Genomic DNA, 21797 nt, shown 5'->3' on the forward strand with positions numbered 1-21797 from the left:
CTCCTCCAGGGAGAGAGGGATTAAGGATTACGCGTCCGGGTATTCGCGGATGAAGCGCTCGACGTCTTCCACCATGTGGTTGGTGCCGACGAAGAACGGGCGGCGCTGGTGCAGGCTGCTCGGGATAATATCCAGAATGCGCTCTTTACCATCGCTTGCCATACCGCCCGCCTGCTCGGCGAGGAGTGCCATCGGGTTGCATTCGTACAGCAGACGCAGCTTACCTTCCGGATGGCTGGCGGTGCTTGGGTACAGGTAGATGCCGCCTTTCAGCAGGTTACGGTGGAAGTCTGCCACCAGCGAGCCGATATAGCGTGAGGTGTAAGGGCGTTGGGTGCTCTTATCCTCTTCCTGGCAGAACTTGATGTACTTCTTCACGCCCATCGGGAAGCGGATGTAGTTGCCTTCGTTAATGGAGTAGGTGTTGCCCTTCTCCGGGAAGCGCATACGCTCCTGGCTCAGGCAGAACACGCCGAGTGACGGATCGTAGGTGAAGGCGTGAACGCCGCAGCCGGTGGTGTAAACCAGCATGGTGGAGGAGCCATACACCACGTAGCCCGCCGCAACCTGCTTGTTGCCCGGCTGCAGGAAGTCTTCTTCGGTCACCGGCGTTCCCACCGGCGTTACGCGGCGATAGATAGAGAAAATCGTCCCGACGGAGACGTTAACGTCGATGTTGGATGAGCCATCCAGCGGATCCATCAGCACCACGTATTTGGCGTGCTCGCAGCCTTCGAAGACCACAATCTCGTCTTCTTCTTCCGATGCGATACCAGCAACGATGTCGCGTGCCTTCAGTGCAGCTTTCAGTTTTTCGTTCGCAAACAGATCGAGCTTCTGTTGAGTCTCTCCCTGAATGTTCTCGGCACCGCTGGCACCCAGGATATCGACCAGACCGGCCTTGTTGATATCGCGGTGGATGATCTTGGCGCCCAGCTTTATTGCCGACAGCAAAGCAGTCAGTTCGCCAGTTGCATGAGAGAACTCGTGCTGCTTTTCGACAATAAATTCACCTAACGTTTTCATAACACTTTCCCTGCTTCTTATGTTGAGTAGAGCGGAACACTACAAACAATCTTAACAAATATTCAAATCATCGCGCTCAGGTGAATCGCGCCAGCAAAATGCGGATTTTCCTGAAATGCATTTCTCTGCTGCCAACATGTGGGTAAAATGTGCCTCAGCGAAAAGAAAGGAAATGACGAATGCGCATTCATATATTGGGAATTTGTGGCACTTTTATGGGTGGTCTGGCGATGCTCGCACGCTCTCTCGGCCACGAAGTAACGGGTTCGGACGCCAATGTGTATCCGCCAATGAGCACGCTGCTGGAGAAGCAGGGCATTGAGCTGATTCAGGGTTATGACGCAAGCCAGCTCTCCCCGCAGCCGGACCTGGTCATCATCGGCAACGCCATGACCCGCGGCAACCCGTGCGTGGAAGCGGTGCTGGAACAGAACATTCCGTACATGTCTGGTCCGCAGTGGCTGCATGATTTTGTCCTGCGCGATCGCTGGGTGCTGGCCGTGGCCGGTACCCACGGCAAAACCACCACCGCCGGTATGGCGACCTGGATCCTCGAAGCCTGCGGCTATAAGCCTGGTTTTGTGATTGGTGGCGTGCCGGGCAACTTCGACGTCTCTGCGCGTCTTGGCGACAGCTCGTTCTTCGTCATTGAAGCCGACGAATACGACTGTGCCTTCTTCGACAAGCGTTCCAAGTTCGTGCATTACTGCCCGCGTACGCTAATCCTCAACAACCTTGAGTTCGACCACGCTGATATCTTCGACGACCTGAAAGCGATTCAGAAACAGTTCCACCATCTGGTGCGCATCGTGCCGGGCCAGGGTCGCATCATCCTGCCGGAGAACGACATCAACCTGAAGCAGGTGATGGCGATGGGCTGCTGGAGCGAGCAGGAGCTGGTAGGTGAACAGGGTCACTGGCTGGCGAAAAAGCTGAACACCGACGCTTCCGAGTGGGAAGTGCTGCTCGACGGCGAAAAAGTAGGCCAGGTGAAGTGGGATCTGGTGGGCGAACACAACATGCACAACGGCCTGATGGCGATTGCTGCGGCGCGTCACGTTGGCGTTACTCCTGCCGATGCGGCAAACGCGCTGGGCTCGTTCATCAACGCCCGTCGCCGCCTTGAGCTACGCGGTGAAGCGAACGGCGTAACGGTGTATGACGATTTCGCCCATCACCCGACCGCGATCCTCGCGACGCTGCAGGCGCTGCGGGGCAAAGTGGGGGGGACGGCACGCATTATTGCGGTGCTGGAGCCGCGCTCTAATACCATGAAGATGGGGATCAGCAAAAACGAGCTGGCACCGTCGTTGGGTCGTGCCGATGAAGTGTTCCTGCTACAGCCGCAGCATATTCCATGGCAGGTGGCAGAAGTTGCCGAAGCCTGCGTGCAGCCTGCGCACTGGAGTGCGGACGTTGACACGCTGGTGGAGATGATTGTCAAAACCGCAGAGCCGGGCGATCACATTCTGGTGATGAGCAACGGTGGTTTTGGTGGGATTCATCAGAAGCTGCTGGACGGCCTGACGAAGAAAGCCGAAGCGGTAGAAGAGTAACCCTCACTCTGACCCTCTCCCATCAAGGGAGAGGGATCTCACCACCCTGACTTCTGTAGCGAGATGAGGAGCGAAAGCGGTATTAGCCTTCGCTTTCTGCCAGTTCGCGCAGAAACTGGAAAATCAGGCGCGCCGATTTCGGCGGTTTATTCCCTTCTTTCTCTTTCTTCGCGTTGCGGATGAGCGTCCGCAGCTGCTGGCGGTCGGCGTCTGGCCACAGGTTCAGCACTTCAGTAATCGCGTCGTCTCCCTCATCAATCAGACGATCGCGCAGATGCTCCAGCTTGTGGAACAGCGCAACCTGCTGGTTGTGACGGTTTTTCAGCTTATCAAGTGCCTGGCGGATAGGATCAACGTCGCGGTTACGCAGCATTTTACCAATCAGCTGCAGCTGGCGGCGGCGGCCTTCTTTCTTGATCTTCTGCGCCAGTTCAATGGCGTCACGCAGGTCTTGATCCAGCGGGATCTTGTCCAGTGCGTTTTTCCCAAGATCAACCATCTCGGCACCGAGCCTTTTCAGCTCCTCGGCGTCGCGCTTAATTTCGCTTTTGCTGACCCAGATAATCTCGTCATCTTCGTCTTCGATGTCGTCACCGGGTACGTCGTCGAGCCAGTCTTCGGGCTGCTTAGTCATTTCAGGCTCCTTAAAAAAAGAGGCACATGTTACCAGTTAAGGGGCACACTGGAAAACGGTTCTCTGTTAGACTTCAAAGAATCTCTTCACTCATTATGGCATTGGCGATGAAAGTAATCACACAAGTTGCAGAGCAGCGTAACGCACTGGAGAAAGCCGTATCCACCGCACTGGAGCTGGCATCAGGTAAATCAGATGGTGCCGAGGTTGCGGTGTCGAAAACGACCGGCATTAGCGTCAGCACGCGTTATGGCGAAGTTGAAAACGTTGAATTTAACAGCGACGGTGCGCTTGGGATTACGGTTTATCACCAGAACCGCAAAGGCAGCGCCTCTTCCACCGATCTTAGCCCGGAGGCCATCGCCCGTACGGTGCAGGCTGCGCTGGATATCGCGCGCTACACCTCACCGGATCCATGCGCCGGCGTCGCTGAAAAATCCCTGCTGGCGTTCAACGCCCCGGATTTAGATCTCTTCCATCCGGCAGAAATCTCTCCGGACGAGGCCATTGAGCTTGCTGCCCGCGCAGAGCAGGCTTCGCTCAAGGCTGATAAGCGCATCACCAATACCGAAGGCGGCAGTTTTAACAGCCATTACGGCATCAAAGTGTTTGGCAACAGCCACGGCATGCTGCAGAGCTACTGCTCTACCCGCCACTCTCTCTCAAGCTGCGTCATTGCCGAGCATGATGGTGATATGGAGCGTGATTACGCCTATACCATTGGCCGCGCGATGGGCGACCTGCAGACCCCGGAATGGGTAGGGGAAGAGTGTGCACGACGCACCCTCGCTCGCCTGTCGCCGCGTAAGCTCTCAACCATGAAAGCGCCGGTGATTTTTGCCCCTGAAGTGGCAACCGGTCTCTTCGGGCACCTGGTCGGCGCGATTGCTGGCGGTGCGGTTTACCGTAAATCAACGTTCCTGCTCGACTCGCTCGGCAAGCAAATCCTGCCGGAGTGGCTGACGATTGAAGAGCATCCACACCTGCTGAAAGGGCTGGCTTCTACGCCGTTCGACAGCGAAGGGGTTGCCACCACGCGCCGCGATATCGTGAAGGATGGCATTCTGACCCAATGGCTGCTGACCAACTATTCCGCACGTAAACTGGGCCTGCAAAGCACCGGGCATGCGGGCGGTATCCACAACTGGCGTATTGCCGGTCGTGGCCTCGGATTTGAAAAGTTACTCAAAGAAATGGGCACCGGACTTGTGGTGACCGAGCTCATGGGGCAGGGTGTCAGTGGTGTCACCGGTGATTATTCACGCGGTGCCTCCGGCTTCTGGGTTGAGAATGGCGAGATCCAGTATCCGGTGAGTGAAATCACGATCGCCGGTAATCTTAAAGATATGTGGCGTAATATTGTCACTATCGCCGACGATATTGAAACCCGAAGCAATATTCAGTGTGGTTCTGTGCTGTTACCGGAGATGAAAATCGCCGGGCAATGATTCACTTATTGGCGCGACCTGCCGCGCCCTATAACCAAAAGGAAGTGAGCAATGCGTAAAAAACTCCTCGCGATGTTGGCGGTATCCACTCTGGCATTCAGTTCGGTTCAGGCGTTTGCCGCCGATCTGGAAACCGATATGGATACGCTCAGCGCGAATCTGAAAATTGTCCAGAAAAGCACTAATGCTGCTGAAATGAAGGACGCGTTGACCAAGATGCGTACCGCGGCGCTTGATGCCCAGCAGCAGACGCCACCGAAGCTTGAAAGCAAAGCGGCCGACAGCGCAGAGATGAAAGATTACCGCCACGGTCTGCAAACGCTGGTGGGCCAGATTGATGGCGCGCTGAAGCTGGTGGATGAAGGCAAAGTACAGGAGGCGCAGACCGCTTCTCAGGATTTTGTCGCGACCCGCAATACCTACCACCAGAAGTATCGCTAACAGGCGCCTGAGGCTTACGTCCTCATGCGCAGAGTGGGGGAGTTCGGAATTCCCCCTTCTTTTCTCGCCGGGGCGCAACGCCTCAGACACCTGCCAGCAGCATAGCCTTTCCCCATAAGTAAACCTTATCGGCATCACATTTTTACGAGAAGCTTTCCAGACTTTTTCTCTGCCGGGCCACCGCTTTTCACCTCCTGGGCTGTGATATTCATCACGTAAATCCAGTCATTTGAACGTAATCACGCGAATAATGTGGCACAGATCACTGCCGCCGATTTCCTTTCCACTTCGAAGTGGAAAACAACTCGCTACAAACTCTTTCCCCCCGACGTTAAGTTTTATCCCAGAGACATTAACGGGGTAAGACGAGTGATAAACGGAGTGGTAATGAACGACGTTGGGGACCAGGCAGTTCAGACTGAGAAACTTGCCGACACCATGCTGGCGCGCACCTATGCGCTGCTCAGCCGCCACAACATCATCCCCAATGAAGTACAGGAGCAGATGCTGACTTCTCATGTTCGCGCAATGGCGCACCGGTCAGTGACCGGCGAGCCGCTGCCGGAAGTGGAAGCCAGCCTGTTCGAAGAAATTTCAGAAGATTCAATGCGGCTTGCCCGAGAAGTGGTCGCAGAGTTCGGTAACCTTCCTGAGGAAGAAGCCTGGCTGCTGTCCGTTCACTTTGAAGTCGCGAAAGATAACCTTTAAGGAGCAAAACATGGAACAGATTACCGTAGTGATTGGCGATCGTCTTGGCAAAGGACAGAAAGTCGCCGCAGGCGTTGAGAAGGCCGGTGGACGTGCCGTTGTGGTTCCAGGTGTTGCCGCAGATATGAAACTGGGTGACGTCATGAAGGCGGAAAACGCGACCTTCGGTATCTCCTTCTGCGGCAGCGGCGGCGCAGGTGCAATCACCGCGCAGACCAAGTACGGCTACAAAGCTAAGTACGGCATGCGCTCTGTTGACGAAGGCGTTACTGCCATCAACGAAGGCTGCAACGTGCTGGGCTTCGGCTTTATGGACAAAGAAGAGCTGGGCGAGCGTCTGGTTCAGGCGTGGCAGAAGAAACACGGCGCATAACGATGAAAGAACAATTCACCACAACGGTCAGGGTGAAGGGCAAAGGCGAGGCAAAAGCGCGCGCTTTTGCCGATGCTCTCAACCAGGTACAAGCCGCGGTGATGAAAGCGTCACCGCATATTTTACTGCGTATTGAGCCACAGGATGTGCAGGTTGTTCAGGCGCGTGAAACGGTACGAAAAGAAGCCTTCCTATTCATCTTTTTGCGCCGGGAAAGACAGTCTTACAGCGTGGAGCTGGATGTCACTGTCAACGTGACCGCCATCAATCTGGATAAGGTTGATTTTGTCACGCAGAAATAAACTACACAGAAGGGCAGACTGATGTTCCTAATTATATTAATAAAATCGCTCATCATCGGCGGCCTGGTCGGCGTTGGTGTGGGCGCAGGTGCTGCACGCATGTTTCACGCGCCCACCACACAGGGGATGGGTGCTTTTCGTACGTTGGGGGAACTGAATTCCTGCGAAGGGGATCCGGCTTCTCACTTCTCCTTTGGGCTGGGCTTCTTCTTTAACGCCTGGGCTTCTTCCGTTGCAGCAGGTGCGTTCACTCAGGACGTTGACCACCGCATTATCCCGAACTGGGGTGCGGCAGCGCTGATGATCAAAAACCGTAACGTCGGCGAGACACTGCATGACCCGCGTAAAATGGCGATTGCCTGCGGCATCATCGGCATGATTGTTGTCGCCTTCCTGAACCTCACCGCGTCCTCCGTTCCGGCCGCGCTGCAGGTTACTGCGATTAAGGTGCTGGTACCCGCAGCAAACCTGCTGGTCAACACCGTGATGCCGGTTATTTTCTGGCTGGCGGCGATTGATGCCGGTAAGAAATCAGGTTTCTGGGCAACCGTCTTCGGCGGCGCCGCACAGCTGATTATGGGTAACGCCGTACCGGGCCTGGTGCTGGGTATCCTGATCGGTAAAGGCGTGGAAGAGAGTGGCTGGCACCGCGTCACTAAAGTGATGATGACGGCCATCGTTGCGCTGTTTGTCCTGAGCGCCTTCTTCCGTGGTTTCGACATGAAGATGATCGAATCCTTCCATATGACCGTGCCGAACTGGCTGGATCTGATCCATAACTCTCTCAGCGGTAAATAACAGGAGCCTGTAATGGAAGAGAAAAAAGGTTTTTGGTTTGCCGACTGGTCGTTCCCGATCTTCGTTGGCCTGCTCTCCTCCGGCGTGTTCGCCGGGACACACATGTACTATCTCTACGGTATTGGCGCGTTCAACGAAGTGGCCTTCGTGGCAATGCTGAAAGCGGGCATCGATACCGGGGCTTACGGTGCGGTGGCGGCGTTTGGTGCGAGCTTCCTGTTCGCCCGTATTATTGAAGGCTCTCTGGTGGGGATCCTTGATATCGGTGGTGCGATTCAGACCGGTGTTGGTCTGGGGGTTCCGGCACTGCTGCTGGGCGCGGGGATCATGTTCCCGGTGACCAACTTCATTGCTTCCCTGATTACCGGTCTGGTGATTGGTCTGGCGATTGGCTACATCATCATCCTGGCGCGTAAGTTCACCATCAACCAGAGCGACTCCACCTACGGGGCGGACGTTATGATGGGGGCAGGTAACGCCTCTGGCCGCTTCCTGGGGCCGTTGATTATTCTGAGCGCGATGACCGCCTCCATTCCTATCGGGATTGGCTCTCTGGTGGGTGCGCTGCTGTTTTACCTCTGGCAGAAACCGATCACCGGTGGTGCGATCCTCGGCGCCATGATTTTAGGCTCCATTTTCCCTATCGCAATCGGCTAACTTCCTCGGGCGCTCCGGCGCCCTGTCTCACAGGAGAAAGATATGTTTGATTTACTCCTGCGCCGCGCGCGCCTCGTCGACGATACCCTGACCGATATCGCCATTCAGGACGGCAAAATCGCAGCGCTGGGCGACATTTCCGCGCCCGCGAAAAGCATCGTTGAGCTGAACGGTAAGACCTACGTCAGCGCAGGCTGGATTGATTCCCACGTTCATTGCTATCCGAAATCACCGATCTACCATGATGAACCTGACAGCGTCGGCATCGCGACCGGCGTCACGACGGTGATTGATGCTGGCAGCACCGGTGCCGACGACGTTGATGATTTCTGGCAGCTGACCCGTAAAGCCAGCACCGACGTTTACGCACTGCTGAATATTTCTCGCGTTGGGCTGATTGCCCAGAACGAGCTGGCCAATATGGACAATATTGATGCCGACGCCGTGCGTGATGCGGTGAAACGCCGCCCGGACTTTATCGTCGGGCTTAAAGCACGCATGAGCAGCAGCGTGGTGGGAGAGAACGGCATTACCCCGCTCGACCGCGCTAAAGCGATGCAAAAAGAGAACGGCGATCTGCCGCTGATGGTTCACATTGGCAACAACCCGCCGAACCTCGATGAAATCGCCGAGCGCCTTAGCGCCGGAGACATCATCACCCACTGTTATAACGGTAAACCTAACCGCATTCTGACCCCGGCAGGTGAACTGCGCGCTTCGGTGACCCGCGCGCTGCAGCGCGGTGTACGTCTCGACGTTGGCCACGGTACTGCAAGCTTCAGTTTCGCGGTGGCGCAGCGCGCTATCGCCATGGGCATTCTGCCGCACACCATTAGCTCCGACATCTATTGCCGTAACCGTATCGACGGCCCGGTGAGATCGCTTGCGAGCGTGATGTCGAAATTCCTCTCTATCGGTATGACGTTAACGCAGGTGATCGACTGTGTGACCGCCAACGCCGCCGACGGCCTGCGTCTGGCACATAAAGGACGTCTGACGACGGGTCTTGATGCTGACCTGACCCTCTTCACCCTGAAGCATGAGCCGGTGGTGATGGTGGATGCCGAGAAAGAGAGCCTGCAGGTAGATAACATTCTGGTGCCGCTTGCCGCCGTACGTGCGGGCAAGGGCTATATGACCGAACAAGGGAGCGCGGAAAATGCCTTCAATTTTTGAGAAATACCATTTAAAGCAAGTCATTAACACCTCTGGCCGTATGACGGCACTGGGGGTTTCCACCCCGCGTCCGGAAGTGGTCGAGGCGGTGATGAGTGGCATGAACCACTATTTCGAGATGAAAGATCTGGTCAATAAAACCGGGGAATACATCGCCGGGCTGCTGGAAGTGGAAGGTGCAACCGTGGTGTCCTGCGCTTCGGCCGGGATTGCCCAGTCTATCGCCGCGGTGCTGGTAAAAGACAGCGACTGGTTGCTGGAAAACCTGCACGTTACCCCGGTTGAGAACAACGAAATCGTGATGCCGAAGGGCCATAACGTCAACTTCGGTGCCCCGGTTGGCACCATGGTGGCGCTGGGCGGCGGCAAGCTGGTGGAAGCCGGTTACGCCAACGAATGCTCTGCCGATCAGCTGGCCGCGGCCATTACCCCGCGCACGGCCGCTATCCTTTACATCAAATCTCACCACTGCGTGCAGAAGAGCATGCTGAGCGTGGAGCAGGCGGTGGTGGTAGCGCGTAAGCACAACCTGCCGCTTATCGTCGATGCTGCCGCAGAAGAAGATCTGCAGTGCTACTACCGTGCCGGTGCTGATCTGGTGATTTACAGCGGCGCGAAAGCGATTGAAGGGCCAACCAGCGGCCTGGTGGTTGGTAAAACGCAATACGTTGAGTGGGTTAAGCGTCAGACTGCCGGGATTGGCCGTGCGATGAAGGTCGGTAAAGAGGGGATCCTCGGCCTGACCTGCGCTATCGAACATTACCTGACCGCGCGTAAAGAGAGCGGTGATGAAATGGTCGCGAAGATGACCCCGTTCATTAACCAGCTTAATGCCCTGAACGGCGTCGCTGCCCGGGTGGTGTGGGACAGTGCGGGCCGTGATATCGCACGTACCGAAATCAAATTTGATGAAGCCGTTACCGGTATTGCCACCGGTGAGCTGGTCAGCGCGCTGAAGCAGGGCCAGTACGCCATTTACTTCCGTGGTTACAAAGCCAATGAAGGGATTATTGAGGCGGATGTCCGCAGCGTGAACGGCGAACAGCTGGATATCGTCGCCCGTCGTATTGCTGAAGTACTGAACAAGGAGCAACAAGCATGAAACTGACCCCGAATTTTTACCGCGACCGCGTCTGCCTTAACGTCCTGGCGGGAAGCAAAGCGAATGCCAGCGCTATCAACGAGGCGGCGGAAGGTCACGTACTGGTGGGTGTGCTCTCCAAAAATTATCCGGACGTGGCGAGCGCCGTGGCGGACATGCGTGAATACGCGAAGCTTATCGATAACGCGCTCTCCGTAGGACTTGGAGCGGGCGATCCAAACCAGTCAGCGATGGTCAGCGAGATTTCTCGCCAGGTGCAGCCGCAGCACGTGAACCAGGTGTTCACCGGCGTGGCGACCAGTCGCGCGCTGCTGGGGCAAAACGACAGCGTGGTCAATGGTCTGGTTTCACCAACCGGTACACCGGGAATGGTGAAAATCTCTACCGGACCGCTGAGCAGCACCGCGCCTGACGGTATCGTACCGGTGGAAACCGCGATTGCGTTACTGAAAGACATGGGCGGCAGCTCCATCAAGTACTTCCCGATGGGTGGCCTGAAGTGCCGTGACGAATACAAAGCGGTGGCAGAAGCCTGCGCCCGTCACGATTTCTGGCTGGAGCCGACCGGTGGCATCGATCTGGAGAACTTCGAAGAGATCCTGCAGATAGCCCTGGATGCCGGTGTCAGCAAAGTTATCCCGCACATTTACAGCTCAATCATCGACAAAGCCAGCGGTGATACCCGCCCTGAAGACGTTCGTACTCTGTTGGAAATGACGAAGAAGTTAGTGAAGTAGTTCGATAGCCCCTCACCTCAACTCTCGCCCCAAAGGGGTGAGGGCTGGGTGAGGGGATCCCTCAATATCTTCAAGGAGTTAATATGCTTACCGCACGTCATCTGCTTGTTGCTTCATGTTCCCTGCTGGCGGCTACCGCCACCGCCCAAACCCAGTTCGCCTGGGTCGGTACCTATAACCCGAACGGCGAGGGGCTGTACCGCTTCTCGGTTGACCCGCAAAGCGGCGCGCTCGGGAATAAAACCCTGGTCAGTGCATTGCCCAATGCCGCACAGCTGACCGTCTCCCACGACGGCAATACGCTTTACGTTGCCAGTGAAGTGGAGAAGGGCGTGGTGCAGGCGTGGCGTATCGGCGAGAAAGGTGAGCTGAGTGAGCTCAACGAGGTGGCCTCCGGTGGCGCAGGGCCGGTGTATCTTTCCCTGACGCCGGACGGTAAGCATTTGCTGGTGGCAAACTACGTCAGCGGCTCGATTGCGGTGCTGCCGGTGAAGGCCGACGGCAGCCTCAGCGAGGCGAGCGACAGCCATCAGGATGAAGGCCCTGCGGGAGCGGCAAAACCGGAAGCGGCGGTGGAAGGCAGTTTTGCCGTGAGCGATCATAATGGTCCACACGCCCATATGATAGCCGCCGATCCCAGCGGCAAATTTGTTTACTCCACCGATCTCGGTCTCGACAGAATTTATCAGTACCGCTTTGATGCGGCGAGCGGCAAGCTGACGCCGAACGATCCGCCATTTATTGCCGCGTCGTCAAAAGGGGCGGGGCCTCGCCACTTCGTCTTTACGCCGAAGGGTGACGGACTGTGGCTGATTAACGAAGAGTCTTCTACGCTGACGTACTATCATCGTGATCCGCAAAACGGCACCCTGCGTGAAGGTAAGACCCTCTCTTCATTGCCTGCTGCGTTTAAGGGGACCAACTTTGCCGCCGGACTGGTGCTGAGCCAGGATGGTAAACAGCTGTATGTCGCCAACCGTTTGCATAACAGCATTGCGCACTTTACTGTAACGGCAGAGGGGACGTTGATGCACCAGCAGGATGTCTGGACCCGTGGCGACTACCCGCGTTCGTTGACCCTGGACGCACAGGGGCGCTGGCTGTATGTCATGAACCAGCGTAGCGATAACATCACGCGTTTTAACGTGTCGGCGAAAGATGGCAAATTAACCTTTGCAGAGGACTACACGGCGGTGGGCAGCCCATCGCAAATGGTCATATCATCAAAATAGAATACAGCAGGACGGGCGCGGAAAGCGCCCGTGAACCCAAGAGGAAACTGGCGTGCGATTTCCCAACCAACGTTTAGCGCAACTGTTTGATTTGCTGCAAAACGAAACGCTACCGCAGGATGAGCTGGCGCAGCGCCTGTCGGTTTCCACCCGTACCGTGCGAGCGGACATTACCGCCCTTAACGCGCTGTTGCTGCACTACGGCGCGCAGTTTGTTCTTGCTCGCGGCAGCGGTTATCAGCTCAGGGTTGATGACCCAACACGTTATCAGACGCTGGCGGCGACGCCGGCAAAAGCATTACGCATTCCACGTACCGCCGTTGAGCGGGTGAATTACCTGTCGGTGCGCTTTCTGACCTCGGCCTTTTCCCTGAAGCTGGAAGACCTGGCGGACGAGTGGTTCGTCAGCCGTGCCACACTGCAGGGTGATATGGTCGATGTTCGCGAACGTTTCCAGCGCTACCAGCTGACGCTGGAGACCCGGCCGCGCCATGGCATGAAGCTTTTTGGCAGCGAAGTCTCGACCCGCGCCTGCCTGACGGATCTGCTGTGGGCGCTGGCCCAGGAAGACGAAACTAACCCGCTTATCACCGAAGAAGCACTGAACGCTGGCGTTCCCGAGCGTCTCGCCAGCGTATTGCCTGAAGCGCTGGCTCGTCATCATGTGCGGCTCACCGCGGAAGGTGAGCGTTTTGTACGTATCTACTGCGCTGTGGCGGTACGTCGCATCAGCGAAGGGTATCCGTTGTCGGAATTCAATGCGGAAGATGTTGCCCAGAACGTGCGCGACGCCGCGCGTGATATTGCCGCATCGCTGCAGCAGCTGGCAGGAAAACCGATCTCCCCGGCGGAAGAAGAGTGGCTGTGCATTCATATCACCGCCCGCCAGGTACAGGAAGTGGACCCGGGCACCATCAGCGCCGACGATGACGAAGCGCTGGTGAACTACATTCTGCGTTACATCAATACGCAATATAACTACAACCTGCTGGACGATGCGCAGCTGCATGCCGACCTGCTCACCCACATCAAAACCATGATCACCCGGGTGCGCTATCAGATAATGATCCCTAACCCGCTGCTCGATAACATTAAACAGCACTATCCGATGGCGTGGGACATGACCCTGGCCGCGGTATCCAGTTGGGGGAAATACACTCCCTACGTCATCAGCGAAAACGAAATTGGTTTTCTGGTACTGCATATCGGCGTGGGCCTCGAGCGCCACTACAACATTGGCTACCAGCGCCAGCCGCACGTGCTGCTGGTATGCGATGCCGGTAACGCCATGGTGCGGATGATAGAGGCGGTGCTGCTGCGTAAATATCCGCAGATTGTAATAAGTGAAACCCTGTCGCTACGTGACTATGAGCTACGCGATACCATCAGCGAAGACTTTGTTATCTCGACGGTTCGCATCAGTGAAAAAGAGAAACCGGTTGTGACTATCGCCCCCTTCCCGACGGACTATCAGCTGGAGCAGATAGGCAAGCTGGTGCTGGTGGACAGAACGCGCCCGTGGATGCTGGAAAAGTTCTTCGATGCTGCCCATTTCCGGGTAGTGAATGAGCCGATGGATCAGCAAACGCTGTTTCGTACACTGTGCGATGAGCTGCACGAGGAAGGGTTCGTCGATGCGGAGTTCCATGCTTCGGTGGTGGAGCGCGAAGCTATTGTCAGCACCATGCTGGGAGAAGGGATCGCGCTGCCGCACGCCCTGGGGCTGCTGGCGAAAAAAACGGTGGTTTATACCGTACTGGCCCCGCAGGGGATCCAGTGGGGCGATGAAACCGCACACGCTATTTTCCTGCTCGCCATCAGTAAAAGCGAGTACGAAGAGGCGATGGCCATCTACGATATTTTTGTCACCTTCCTGCGCGAGCGAGCCATGACGCGGCTGGCTTCCTGTCAGACGTTCAGCGAGTTTAAAACCGTGGCGATGGAGTGCGTTAGCCGGTTTTGAGACGCCGCTAGCACAAACACATTTCTGCTGATGGAAGGGGTGCCTGAGAGCCTCAGCCCTTGATACACTCGGTGATGGCAAAGGGGCGTGAACCCCTTAGCCTGGGTTGTAACCTTAACCATCGGAATGGCATGCCAATCGCGCGGCAACCTCCAGAGAGCCACTGCGAAAACGTATTTCACAGAGGGACTTCCGGTTTATCAGAGAGAGTGCGATCAAGGTTGCTGCTATGATCAACACAATTCTGGTAGTGGGTTGACGTCGTTTCATGGTTACACCTCCTTGCTTAAGGCGCTAACCCTCACGTCGGATCAGGACGTGAGGGGCAGCCCTTTCTCGATTTAGAATCTGAAAGAGGCTATCCACGTCCCGTCCCATGCAAGAGACAGTCCGTCTCAAGCACCCGCAACGACTCTATCCCATTGAATGAAGATGAACTGCTGGCGAATTTCGCTGCTGCGTAGCGTTATCAGGAGAATGTGTGCAACAGGAAATATTGCAGGGAAAAATGGAGTGCGGCCTGTAAAAGCCGCACTGAAGGAGGTTAACGCAGGTGATGTACCACCTGGTTGCTGCTGCCGCGCCAGATGAGCGCCGGGTCTTTCAAATCCTGCACAAACTTGCCGTCAACCAGCACGTTGATAAGGTTCACCACCGCCATCTGCGCGTCGTTCAGTTCATCGAGCTTATAGCCGGTCCATACCCAGATATCCTTGCCCGGGCACTCTTCGCGGACTCGCCGCACCAGCGCCAGAATATCCGGGACGTTCTGCGGGTGTAACGGATCGCCACCGGAGAGCGAAATCCCCTGACGCAGGATCCGCGTATCGTTAAGATCGGCAATGATGCGATCGGCCATTTCCGGCGTAAAGGGCTCGCCGGAATTAAGCCGCCAGGTGCTTTTGTTGTAGCACCCTGGGCACTCGTGGACGCACCCCGAGACAAACAGGGTGCATCGCGTACCGGGGCCGTTGACGATGTCGACGGGGTAGTACTGGTGAAAGCGCATTAGCCGATCTGCCCGTTCCCTAAATGTTTCACCCGACGTTTCACTTCTTCCTGTTTACCGGCGTTGAACGGACGTGCATCCGGGCTGCCGAGGTAGCCGCACACGCGGCGGGTGACCGACACGCGAGAGGCATCGTGGTTGCCGCATTTCGGGCAGGTAAAGCCTTTGCTGGTGCACTCAAACTCGCCGGTGTAGCCACATTCATAGCACTCGTCGATAGGCGTGTTGGTGCCGTAGTACGGCACGTGCTGGTAGCTGTAGTCCCAGACGTCTTCCAGCGCTTTCAGGTTGTGCTGGATGTTCGGGTACTCGCCGTAGCAGATGAAACCGCCGCTGGCGAGAGGCGGGTACGGTGCCTCAAAGTCGATTTTGTCGTACGGGTTGACCTTTTTCTCCACGTCGAGGTGGAAGCTGTTGGTGTAGTAACCTTTATCGGTTACACCGTCGACGACGCCGAACTCTGCGGTATCCAGGCGGCAGAAGCGATCGCACAGGTTTTCGCTTGGGGTGCTGTAGAGGCTAAAGCCGTAGCCGGTTTCCTCTTTCCACTGATCCACCGCATCACGCAGACGTTGCACGATAGCGACGCCTTTCTCACGCAACGCTGCGCTGTCGTAGACGTGCTGGTGAGTAAACAGGGCGTTGATAGTTTCGTGGATCCCAATGTAGCCGAGCGAAATGGACGCGCGACCATTTTTGAAGATCTCAGACACGTCGTCGTCGGCTTTCAGGCGCACGCCGCAGGCACCTTCCATATAGAGAATGGGTGCAACGCGGGCTTTCACCCCTTCGAGGCGGGCGATACGCGTCATCAGCGCTTTGCGCGCCAGCAGCAAGCGGTCGTCGAGCAGCTTCCAGAAGGTGTCTTCGTCGCCCCGGGCCTCAAGCGCGATGCGCGGCAGGTTGAGGCTGATAACGCCGAGGTTGTTACGACCGTCGTGAATTTGCTCGCCGTTCTCGTCTTCATAAACGCCGAGGAAGCTGCGGCAGCCCATCGGGGTTTTGAAGGAACCGGTCACTTTCACTACCTGGTCGTAGTTGAGAATATCCGGATACATACGCTTGCTCGCGCACTCCAGCGCCAGCTGCTTGATGTCATAGTTCGGATCGCCCGCACGGTGGTTCAGTCCATCGCGAATGGCGAAGACCAGCTTCGGAAACACCGCGGTTTTACGGTTTTTGCCAAGACCTGCAATACGGTTACGCAGAATTGATTGCTGGATCAGGCGTGACTCCCAGCTGGTTCCGAGACCAAAACCGAAGGTCACGAACGGCGTCTGGCCGTTGGCGGTATGCAGCGTGTTGACTTCATACTCCAGCGACTGGAAGGCGTCGTAGCACTCTTTCTCGGTGCGGGAATGTGCGTAGCCGTCGGCATCCGGGATCTGCCACTCTTCGGCAGTTTTACGATGCTTGTTGAAGCTTGCGGTGACAAACGGCGCCAGCACTTCATCAATGCGGTTAATGGTGGTGCCGCCATAAATGTGGCTCGCCACCTGGGCGATAATCTGCGCCGTGACCGCCGTGGCGGTAGAGATAGATTTTGGTGGCTCAATCTCTGCGTTGCCCATCTTAAAGCCCTGGGTCAGCATCCCTTTCAGGTCGATGAGCATACAGTTGAACATCGGGAAGAACGGCGAGTAGTCGAGATCGTGGTAATGGATATCGCCACGCTCGTGCGCCTGCACTACATCGCGCGGCAGCAGGTGCTGACGGGCATAGTGTTTGGCGACGATCCCCGCCAGCAGATCGCGCTGGGTCGGGATGACCTTGCTGTCTTTGTTCGCGTTTTCGTTAAGCAACGCCGAGTTGGTCTGTTCAACCAGGCCGCGGATCTCCTGATTCAGACGACCGCGTTTTTCACGCTGAACGTCACGATCGTGACGGTATTCGATATAAGAACGTGCCAGCTGCTTGTACGGGCCCGACATCAGCTGGTTTTCGACCGCGGTCTGGATCTCGCTGATATCAACCTGGGCACGGCCCTGCATTTGCTGGCTAACGACGCCTGCGACGGTGGCGCAATAGTCTGCGTCATCGACATCCGCTGCTTTTGCCGCACGCAGAATAGCTTCCTGAATGCGTTCTGATTTGAAAGGCACTTTACAGCCATCTCGTTTCATCACATGCGGTGTCATGATCACTCCATATTATAAGAACAGGTTATCCACAGAAGGGGGTACTGACGACAGGCGTTATTCATTCGGCTAACCAACAACTTCCTGTCATCCCGGCCCTTTTTATCCACATCCCATCACCGCCATCGTTCGATGAGAGTCGTTGACATAATAGACGATAAATACAATATGTAGGGCCGGGGTGCATTCTAAGTTCTATATATAGTGATTTGCATCAAACATGTTTGCGTTTTTTTTGATTCAGAACAAAGTAAAAATCGGATTGCACAGAGGACGGGCGCTGAGGGTAAATGTAAATTATGCGCTGAATTTTCTGAGTAAAAATTCAACAAAAACACGGACTCGCGGTGCCAGGCGGTGATCGACATAGCGGACGGAAAGGGGAAGCGCGGCGGGCCAGGCGTTTTTCAGCACCGGAACCAGCGTTCCGTTGGCAATATGCGGGGTAAGGTACCAGTCGGCGAGGGTGATGATACCCATACCGTTGATCGCCGCATCGACCAGCACATCGGGGTGGCTGGCGATAAGCCAGGCCTGCTGTTCATCCGGCTGCCAGCGGTCGTCGAGCCAGCGCTGCAGCTTACCGTTACCGGTATTGCGATGCACCAGGCAGCGATGATGGCGAAGATCTTCCGGCGTCTGTGGAACACCTTTCTCCGCCAGATAGGCCGGTGAGGCCACCATTTGCTGCTGCATGGCCTGCAGGGGGCGGCTGACGATGCGGTCGTCGTGCCCCAGGTTTTGTCCGATGGCGACATCGATACGTTCACCGATCAGATTCACCCGACGCGGATCCATCGCCAGATCGAAGCGCACCAACGGGTACTGCTGCTGAAACTCATGCAGTACCGGCACCAGCCGGTAGCGGCCGAAGCCGGGAATGACGCTGACGCGTACCAGCCCCTCTGGCTCGCTGTGCGGTGAGGCGAGCGCCTGGCCCAGCGCTGACCACAGCGGAGCGACCTGATCGCGCAGGGCCGTGCCTTCTTCCGTCAGCACCACGTAGTGCGTATTGCGGGTGAAGAGAATTCGCCCGAGGCGCTGTTCCAGCAGGCGGATGCTCTTGCTTATAGCCGCAGGCGTGATGCCCAGTTGACGGGCGGCAGCGGTAAAACTTTGCTGCTCGGCGGCGGCAAGAAACGCGGGTAAAAGACGGTGCACATCCCCCGGAAGCGACATGGTATTAACCTTTGGTTAAAACAGATGTGCCTGACTATAGACTACAGGTTGCCCTCCAGCCATGAAAAGATAGCCAGCCTGAATCGAACGGAGAATACATCATGAAAAAAGCGCTTATCCTGTCTGGTCATCGCTATCCCGAACGCTCACGAGTTAACGCCGCCGGGCTTGAGGCCCTTCGCGTACTGCCGAATGTCACTGTCCATGAGTTAACGAAGGCTTACCCTGATTTTGCTATCGACGTGCAGCGTGAACAGCGGCTGCTGGTGGAACACGACGTGGTGGTGATGCTGTTCCCGTTCTGGTGGTACTCTTCGCCATCGATCCTCAAAGAGTGGCAGGATCAGGTGCTGGAGTACGGCTTTGCCTACGGCTCAACGGGCACCGCACTGCACGGTAAGCCCTTTATGCTGATGGCCTCCACCGGTGGTTCGCCGGAGGCCTACTCGCCTGAAGGTTACAACCGCTACCCGGTGGAAGATCTTCTGCTGCCGTTCCATGCCATGGCTAACCTGACCGGGATGATCTGGCAGGAGCCTGCATTACTCATGGGAGCGAACGAGATTAGCGATGAGGCACTCGACCGCGGTGTTAACGGCTGGCTGACACGCCTGCATGCGCTGCTGGCCGTCTGAATCAGGCTATCAGCGTATCGTTGAGCAGATCGACCAGCATGAGCAGGGCGTAGCGTGCCAGCTGCGGGTTAGCGGGCAGCGGTAACACCCCGGCGGCCATATTGCTCAGCGGATGCTGTGACGGCGTCAGGGCAAAGATGGTCGCTCCCTGCATACGAGCCTGCAGCGTGGCGCTTTGCAGAACGCTATCGGCGTGGCCGGTTGCCAGCACCAACAGCAGATGCTCATCGCTGAAGGTGCTGGCCGTCATCCGCATTAACGTTGTGTCCTGGCATAAATTCATCACGATCCCGGGTGAAAGCAGCTGGTGTTGCAGCAGTGAGGCAAGGGCCACGTCCTGGGGACCGAGAGCAAAACAGTGCACCGCCCGGGCGTTGAGCAGGTGGGCTTTGAGCTTCTCAATGCTGTTTTCCTGGATCTGCTGCAGCTGGGTCGCCAGCGCATCGCCCACCTGGTTATACGTTTCTCGCCATTGATCCGGCAGCGCAGCAGTATCGGTATTGAGCCAGGTGGTCCGACGTTCGCTGGCCTGTGCCAGCTGTTTACGCAGATCGCGGATGTCTTCACAGCCGACGGAGCGGGCAAAGCGGGTGATAGTGGCCGGGCTGACGCCTGCGCGAGCCGCCAGTTCATCGATAGAGGCGCTGGCAGTGAAGCTCAGATTTTCGAGAATAAACGCCGCGACGCGTGACTCCTGAACACTAAAGTGCGCCGCCCCTTTCTGTAACACGCCTACGATATCCATCTCAGTTCCTTATCAACGACCGCCGCTTTGAAATTAATTTTCAATGGCTGATGTCTTTTTATACCACTGGCGACGCGGTCTGCCTACATTTCAGCGCGTTAAGCGGATGGTGTTGGGCTGAAATTGCGCAAAAATTAAGCCTCGATCACATCAATGAAAATAAATTTCATATAGTTTTCTCGATTACATAATCTTAACAATGTCGTCAGGGGGAGTTATGCATCGTATCGTGTTGTGCTGTGCCGCAGGGATGTCTACCAGCATGCTGGTGAATAAAATGAAGGCGGAAGCCCAGACGCGGGCGTTAGCGCTGGAGATCTACGCGGTGCCGGTTGCCGAGTTTGAACGCGAGCTGCCGCAGGCGGACGTTATTCTGCTGGGCCCACAGGTGAAATATGAAGCGCCACGCCTGGCCGCCATCGCAGAGCCGCAGGGCAAAGCCGTCGCGGTTATTGAAATGACCGACTACGGGATGATGCGCGGTGCGGCGGTGCTCGACAAAGCCCTGGCCCTGATTCGACGCTGATTTTCTCTTAATTTACGTAATCCATAACGTGCGAGATTTCTCTCGCGCGCAGGTCTTCTGCACGCTTTAAAAGAGGTCACCATGAAAGCATTAAAAATCGCCGTGATCGGCGGCGGTAGCAGCTACACGCCGGAGCTGGTCGAAGGGATTATCAATCGTTACCCGCAGCTTGCGGTGTCGGAGCTGGCGCTGGTGGATGTGGAATCGGGCCGTGAAAAAGTCGAGATTATTGCCGCGCTGACCCGCAGAATGCTGAAGCACAACGGGCTGGAGCAGGTCGCAGTCAGCGTTCACTTCACGCTTGATGAGGCCATTCGTGGGTCGAGCTTTGTACTGACGCAGCTGCGGGTTGGACAGCTGGCGGCAAGAGCCGCGGATGAGCGTCTCGGTCTGAAATACCATCTGCTGGGGCAGGAGACCACCGGCGTTGGCGGGTTTGCCAAGGCGCTGCGTACCATTCCGGTCATCCTTGAGGTGGCACGCAAGGTTGAGGCGCTGGCGCCCGAGGCTTTCATCCTCAACTTCACCAATCCGGCGGGCATTGTTACCGAGGCGGTAAGCCGTTACAGCAAAGCGAAAATCATCGGCCTGTGTAACGTCCCTATCAACATGCAGCACATGATAAGCGGCATGCTCAAGGCTAAAGATGACGAGGTGCGGCTACGTTTTGCCGGGCTGAACCATATGGTGTGGGTGCACAACGTGATGCAGGGTCGTGAAGACGTCACCGCGAAGGTGATTGACATGCTGTGCGACGGTACGGCGCTGTCGATGAACAATATTAAAGAGCTGCCGTGGCCTCCGGCGTTTCTCCGCGCCCTCAACGCTATTCCTTGCCCGTACCACCGCTATTTCTGGCTGACTCCCGCCATGCTTGCCGAAGAGATTGAAGCGGCAAAAACCAAGGGGACTCGCGCCGAACAGGTGATGAAGGTTGAACAGGAGCTCTTTGCGCTATACGCCAGTCCATCGCTGGAAGAGAAGCCGGAACAGCTCAGCTTCCGTGGCGGTGCGTACTACTCAGAAGTGGCGGTTGAGCTTATCAACGCCATCCACAACAACCTTGGCAAAGAGATGGTGGTGAACACGCGCAACAACGGGGCGATCCACGGCCTGGACGACGATGCTGTGGTGGAAACCAACAGCATTATTGATGCCCAGGGGGCGCGTCCATTGGCGTTTGGCCCGTTGCCGCCCGCCATGAACGGGCTTACCCAGCAGGTCAAAGCCTTTGAACAACTGACCATAGAAGCGGCCGTACACGGCTGCCGTAAAAGCGCGCTGCTGGCGCTGGTCACCAACCCGCTCGTCGGCAACGTCACCGACGCCCAGGCGCTTTTGGATGAAGTGCTGACCCTTAACCGTCAATGGTTGACGCAATTTAACTGATCGCAATCGCTTCTGGGGATCAC

Annotated in this window: 23 protein-coding genes; 16 read left to right on the forward strand and 7 right to left on the reverse strand. The window is 56.5% G+C overall.

Translation table 11 applies throughout. The annotated features are described in order from the left end of the window. Positions 1–27 precede the first annotated feature (27 nt). Positions 28–1026, reverse strand: coding sequence for a class 1 fructose-bisphosphatase (gene fbp / locus C7387_RS16160; protein WP_006816846.1), 999 nt, complete (start codon positions 1024–1026; stop codon positions 28–30). A 179-nt stretch (positions 1027–1205) separates the two neighbouring features. On the opposite strand from fbp, the gene mpl reads away from it, so the two are divergent. Continuing rightward, complete coding sequence (gene mpl / locus C7387_RS16165; protein WP_120817075.1) at positions 1206–2582, forward strand: UDP-N-acetylmuramate:L-alanyl-gamma-D-glutamyl-meso-diaminopimelate ligase; 1377 nt, start codon at positions 1206–1208, stop codon at positions 2580–2582. 82 nt (positions 2583–2664) lie between these two features. On the opposite strand, the gene yjgA is transcribed toward mpl, so the two are convergent. After that, positions 2665–3216: a ribosome biogenesis factor YjgA gene (gene yjgA / locus C7387_RS16170; protein WP_006816849.1), complete on the reverse strand. Its 552-nt coding sequence runs from the start codon at positions 3214–3216 to the stop codon at positions 2665–2667. Positions 3217–3311: 95 nt separating this feature from the next. On the opposite strand from yjgA, the gene pmbA reads away from it, so the two are divergent. From pmbA to C7387_RS16230, 12 genes are all read left to right on the forward strand, one after another. Continuing rightward, positions 3312–4664 carry a metalloprotease PmbA gene (pmbA, locus tag C7387_RS16175; protein WP_006816850.1) on the forward strand — a complete coding sequence of 451 codons (1353 nt, stop codon included), beginning with the start codon at positions 3312–3314 and terminating at the stop codon, positions 4662–4664. A 51-nt stretch (positions 4665–4715) separates the two neighbouring features. Further along, on the forward strand, positions 4716–5105 hold the full coding sequence (cybC, locus tag C7387_RS16180) for a cytochrome b562 (protein ID WP_006816851.1): 390 nt from the start codon (positions 4716–4718) through the stop codon (positions 5103–5105). A gap of 369 nt (positions 5106–5474) precedes the next feature. Beyond that, complete coding sequence (locus C7387_RS16185) at positions 5475–5813, forward strand: glycine dehydrogenase (RefSeq protein WP_120817076.1); 339 nt, start codon at positions 5475–5477, stop codon at positions 5811–5813. A 10-nt stretch (positions 5814–5823) separates the two neighbouring features. Beyond that, positions 5824–6186, forward strand: coding sequence for an SFCGS family glycine-rich protein (locus C7387_RS16190; protein ID WP_003830384.1), 363 nt, complete (start codon positions 5824–5826; stop codon positions 6184–6186). A 2-nt stretch (positions 6187–6188) separates the two neighbouring features. After that, positions 6189–6488 (forward strand): DUF4312 family protein, encoded by a 300-nt coding sequence (locus C7387_RS16195; RefSeq protein WP_006816853.1) that lies wholly within the window; start codon positions 6189–6191, stop codon positions 6486–6488. 21 nt (positions 6489–6509) lie between these two features. Beyond that, positions 6510–7286: a DUF4311 domain-containing protein gene (locus C7387_RS16200; RefSeq protein ID WP_006816854.1), complete on the forward strand. Its 777-nt coding sequence runs from the start codon at positions 6510–6512 to the stop codon at positions 7284–7286. A 12-nt stretch (positions 7287–7298) separates the two neighbouring features. Beyond that, positions 7299–7943, forward strand: coding sequence for a DUF4310 family protein (locus C7387_RS16205; RefSeq protein WP_006816855.1), 645 nt, complete (start codon positions 7299–7301; stop codon positions 7941–7943). Positions 7944–7985: 42 nt separating this feature from the next. Further along, positions 7986–9119: an amidohydrolase/deacetylase family metallohydrolase gene (locus tag C7387_RS16210; protein ID WP_038252559.1), complete on the forward strand. Its 1134-nt coding sequence runs from the start codon at positions 7986–7988 to the stop codon at positions 9117–9119. After that, positions 9103–10221, forward strand: a complete 1119-nt coding sequence (locus C7387_RS16215; protein ID WP_006816857.1) for a DgaE family pyridoxal phosphate-dependent ammonia lyase — start codon at positions 9103–9105, stop codon at positions 10219–10221. The genes C7387_RS16210 and C7387_RS16215 overlap by 17 nt, the downstream gene beginning before the upstream one ends. Next, complete coding sequence (dagF, locus tag C7387_RS16220; RefSeq protein ID WP_120817077.1) at positions 10218–10958, forward strand: 2-dehydro-3-deoxy-phosphogluconate aldolase; 741 nt, start codon at positions 10218–10220, stop codon at positions 10956–10958. Before C7387_RS16215 ends, dagF begins: the two co-directional genes overlap by 4 nt. Positions 10959–11041: 83 nt before the next feature. Beyond that, positions 11042–12190 (forward strand): lactonase family protein, encoded by a 1149-nt coding sequence (locus tag C7387_RS16225; protein ID WP_120817078.1) that lies wholly within the window; start codon positions 11042–11044, stop codon positions 12188–12190. A 52-nt stretch (positions 12191–12242) separates the two neighbouring features. Then, positions 12243–14153 carry a BglG family transcription antiterminator gene (locus tag C7387_RS16230; protein WP_120817079.1) on the forward strand — a complete coding sequence of 637 codons (1911 nt, stop codon included), beginning with the start codon at positions 12243–12245 and terminating at the stop codon, positions 14151–14153. 114 nt (positions 14154–14267) lie between these two features. On the opposite strand, the gene C7387_RS23280 is transcribed toward C7387_RS16230, so the two are convergent. The 4 genes from C7387_RS23280 to C7387_RS16250 form a co-directional block, all read right to left on the reverse strand. Beyond that, complete coding sequence (locus C7387_RS23280; protein ID WP_071777478.1) at positions 14268–14423, reverse strand: Hok/Gef family protein; 156 nt, start codon at positions 14421–14423, stop codon at positions 14268–14270. A gap of 274 nt (positions 14424–14697) precedes the next feature. After that, entirely contained in the window at positions 14698–15162 is a 465-nt protein-coding gene (nrdG, locus tag C7387_RS16240) for an anaerobic ribonucleoside-triphosphate reductase-activating protein (RefSeq protein ID WP_038252552.1), read from the reverse strand. Then, the gene (gene nrdD / locus C7387_RS16245) at positions 15162–17300 is read right to left on the reverse strand and encodes an anaerobic ribonucleoside-triphosphate reductase (RefSeq protein ID WP_038252549.1); all 2139 of its coding nucleotides are present in this window, start codon (positions 17298–17300) and stop codon (positions 15162–15164) included. The genes nrdG and nrdD overlap by 1 nt, the downstream gene beginning before the upstream one ends. 297 nt (positions 17301–17597) lie before the next feature. Further along, the gene (locus C7387_RS16250) at positions 17598–18479 is read right to left on the reverse strand and encodes a LysR family transcriptional regulator (RefSeq protein ID WP_120817080.1); all 882 of its coding nucleotides are present in this window, start codon (positions 18477–18479) and stop codon (positions 17598–17600) included. A 101-nt stretch (positions 18480–18580) separates the two neighbouring features. Here C7387_RS16250 and C7387_RS16255 point away from each other — a divergent pair, with 101 nt between their 5' ends. Continuing rightward, complete coding sequence (locus tag C7387_RS16255) at positions 18581–19114, forward strand: NAD(P)H-dependent oxidoreductase (RefSeq protein ID WP_120817081.1); 534 nt, start codon at positions 18581–18583, stop codon at positions 19112–19114. A 1-nt stretch (position 19115) separates the two neighbouring features. Here C7387_RS16255 and C7387_RS16260 read toward each other — a convergent pair whose 3' ends face one another. Beyond that, positions 19116–19859, reverse strand: coding sequence for a MurR/RpiR family transcriptional regulator (locus C7387_RS16260; protein ID WP_120817082.1), 744 nt, complete (start codon positions 19857–19859; stop codon positions 19116–19118). A 217-nt stretch (positions 19860–20076) separates the two neighbouring features. Here C7387_RS16260 and C7387_RS16265 point away from each other — a divergent pair, with 217 nt between their 5' ends. Then, a complete protein-coding gene (locus tag C7387_RS16265) occupies positions 20077–20385 on the forward strand; it encodes a PTS sugar transporter subunit IIB (RefSeq protein WP_038252539.1) in 309 nt (102 codons plus the stop codon). An 81-nt stretch (positions 20386–20466) separates the two neighbouring features. After that, positions 20467–21774 (forward strand): 6-phospho-beta-glucosidase, encoded by a 1308-nt coding sequence (locus C7387_RS16270; protein ID WP_120817083.1) that lies wholly within the window; start codon positions 20467–20469, stop codon positions 21772–21774. The last annotated feature ends 23 nt before the right edge of the window (positions 21775–21797 follow it).

Source organism: Yokenella regensburgei, from assembly GCF_003634235.1.
GTDB lineage: Bacteria > Pseudomonadota > Gammaproteobacteria > Enterobacterales > Enterobacteriaceae > Yokenella > Yokenella regensburgei.

Bases quoted from the DNA above. Each gene is read 5' to 3' on its own strand.
- fbp (WP_006816846.1), bottom strand. From the start codon at position 1,026: ATGAAAACGTTAGGTGAATTTATTGTCGAAAAGCAGCACGAGTTCTCT.
- mpl (WP_120817075.1), top strand. From the start codon at position 1,206: ATGCGCATTCATATATTGGGAATTTGTGGCACTTTTATGGGTGGTCTG.
- yjgA (WP_006816849.1), bottom strand. From the start codon at position 3,216: ATGACTAAGCAGCCCGAAGACTGGCTCGACGACGTACCCGGTGACGAC.
- pmbA (WP_006816850.1), top strand. From the start codon at position 3,312: ATGGCATTGGCGATGAAAGTAATCACACAAGTTGCAGAGCAGCGTAAC.
- cybC (WP_006816851.1), top strand. From the start codon at position 4,716: ATGCGTAAAAAACTCCTCGCGATGTTGGCGGTATCCACTCTGGCATTC.
- C7387_RS16190 (WP_003830384.1), top strand. From the start codon at position 5,824: ATGGAACAGATTACCGTAGTGATTGGCGATCGTCTTGGCAAAGGACAG.
- C7387_RS16195 (WP_006816853.1), top strand. From the start codon at position 6,189: ATGAAAGAACAATTCACCACAACGGTCAGGGTGAAGGGCAAAGGCGAG.
- C7387_RS16200 (WP_006816854.1), top strand. From the start codon at position 6,510: ATGTTCCTAATTATATTAATAAAATCGCTCATCATCGGCGGCCTGGTC.
- C7387_RS16205 (WP_006816855.1), top strand. From the start codon at position 7,299: ATGGAAGAGAAAAAAGGTTTTTGGTTTGCCGACTGGTCGTTCCCGATC.
- C7387_RS16210 (WP_038252559.1), top strand. From the start codon at position 7,986: ATGTTTGATTTACTCCTGCGCCGCGCGCGCCTCGTCGACGATACCCTG.
- C7387_RS16215 (WP_006816857.1), top strand. From the start codon at position 9,103: ATGCCTTCAATTTTTGAGAAATACCATTTAAAGCAAGTCATTAACACC.
- dagF (WP_120817077.1), top strand. From the start codon at position 10,218: ATGAAACTGACCCCGAATTTTTACCGCGACCGCGTCTGCCTTAACGTC.
- C7387_RS16225 (WP_120817078.1), top strand. From the start codon at position 11,042: ATGCTTACCGCACGTCATCTGCTTGTTGCTTCATGTTCCCTGCTGGCG.
- C7387_RS23280 (WP_071777478.1), bottom strand. From the start codon at position 14,423: ATGAAACGACGTCAACCCACTACCAGAATTGTGTTGATCATAGCAGCA.
- nrdG (WP_038252552.1), bottom strand. From the start codon at position 15,162: ATGCGCTTTCACCAGTACTACCCCGTCGACATCGTCAACGGCCCCGGT.
- nrdD (WP_038252549.1), bottom strand. From the start codon at position 17,300: ATGACACCGCATGTGATGAAACGAGATGGCTGTAAAGTGCCTTTCAAA.
- C7387_RS16250 (WP_120817080.1), bottom strand. From the start codon at position 18,479: ATGTCGCTTCCGGGGGATGTGCACCGTCTTTTACCCGCGTTTCTTGCC.
- C7387_RS16255 (WP_120817081.1), top strand. From the start codon at position 18,581: ATGAAAAAAGCGCTTATCCTGTCTGGTCATCGCTATCCCGAACGCTCA.
- C7387_RS16260 (WP_120817082.1), bottom strand. From the start codon at position 19,859: ATGGATATCGTAGGCGTGTTACAGAAAGGGGCGGCGCACTTTAGTGTT.
- C7387_RS16265 (WP_038252539.1), top strand. From the start codon at position 20,077: ATGCATCGTATCGTGTTGTGCTGTGCCGCAGGGATGTCTACCAGCATG.
- C7387_RS16270 (WP_120817083.1), top strand. From the start codon at position 20,467: ATGAAAGCATTAAAAATCGCCGTGATCGGCGGCGGTAGCAGCTACACG.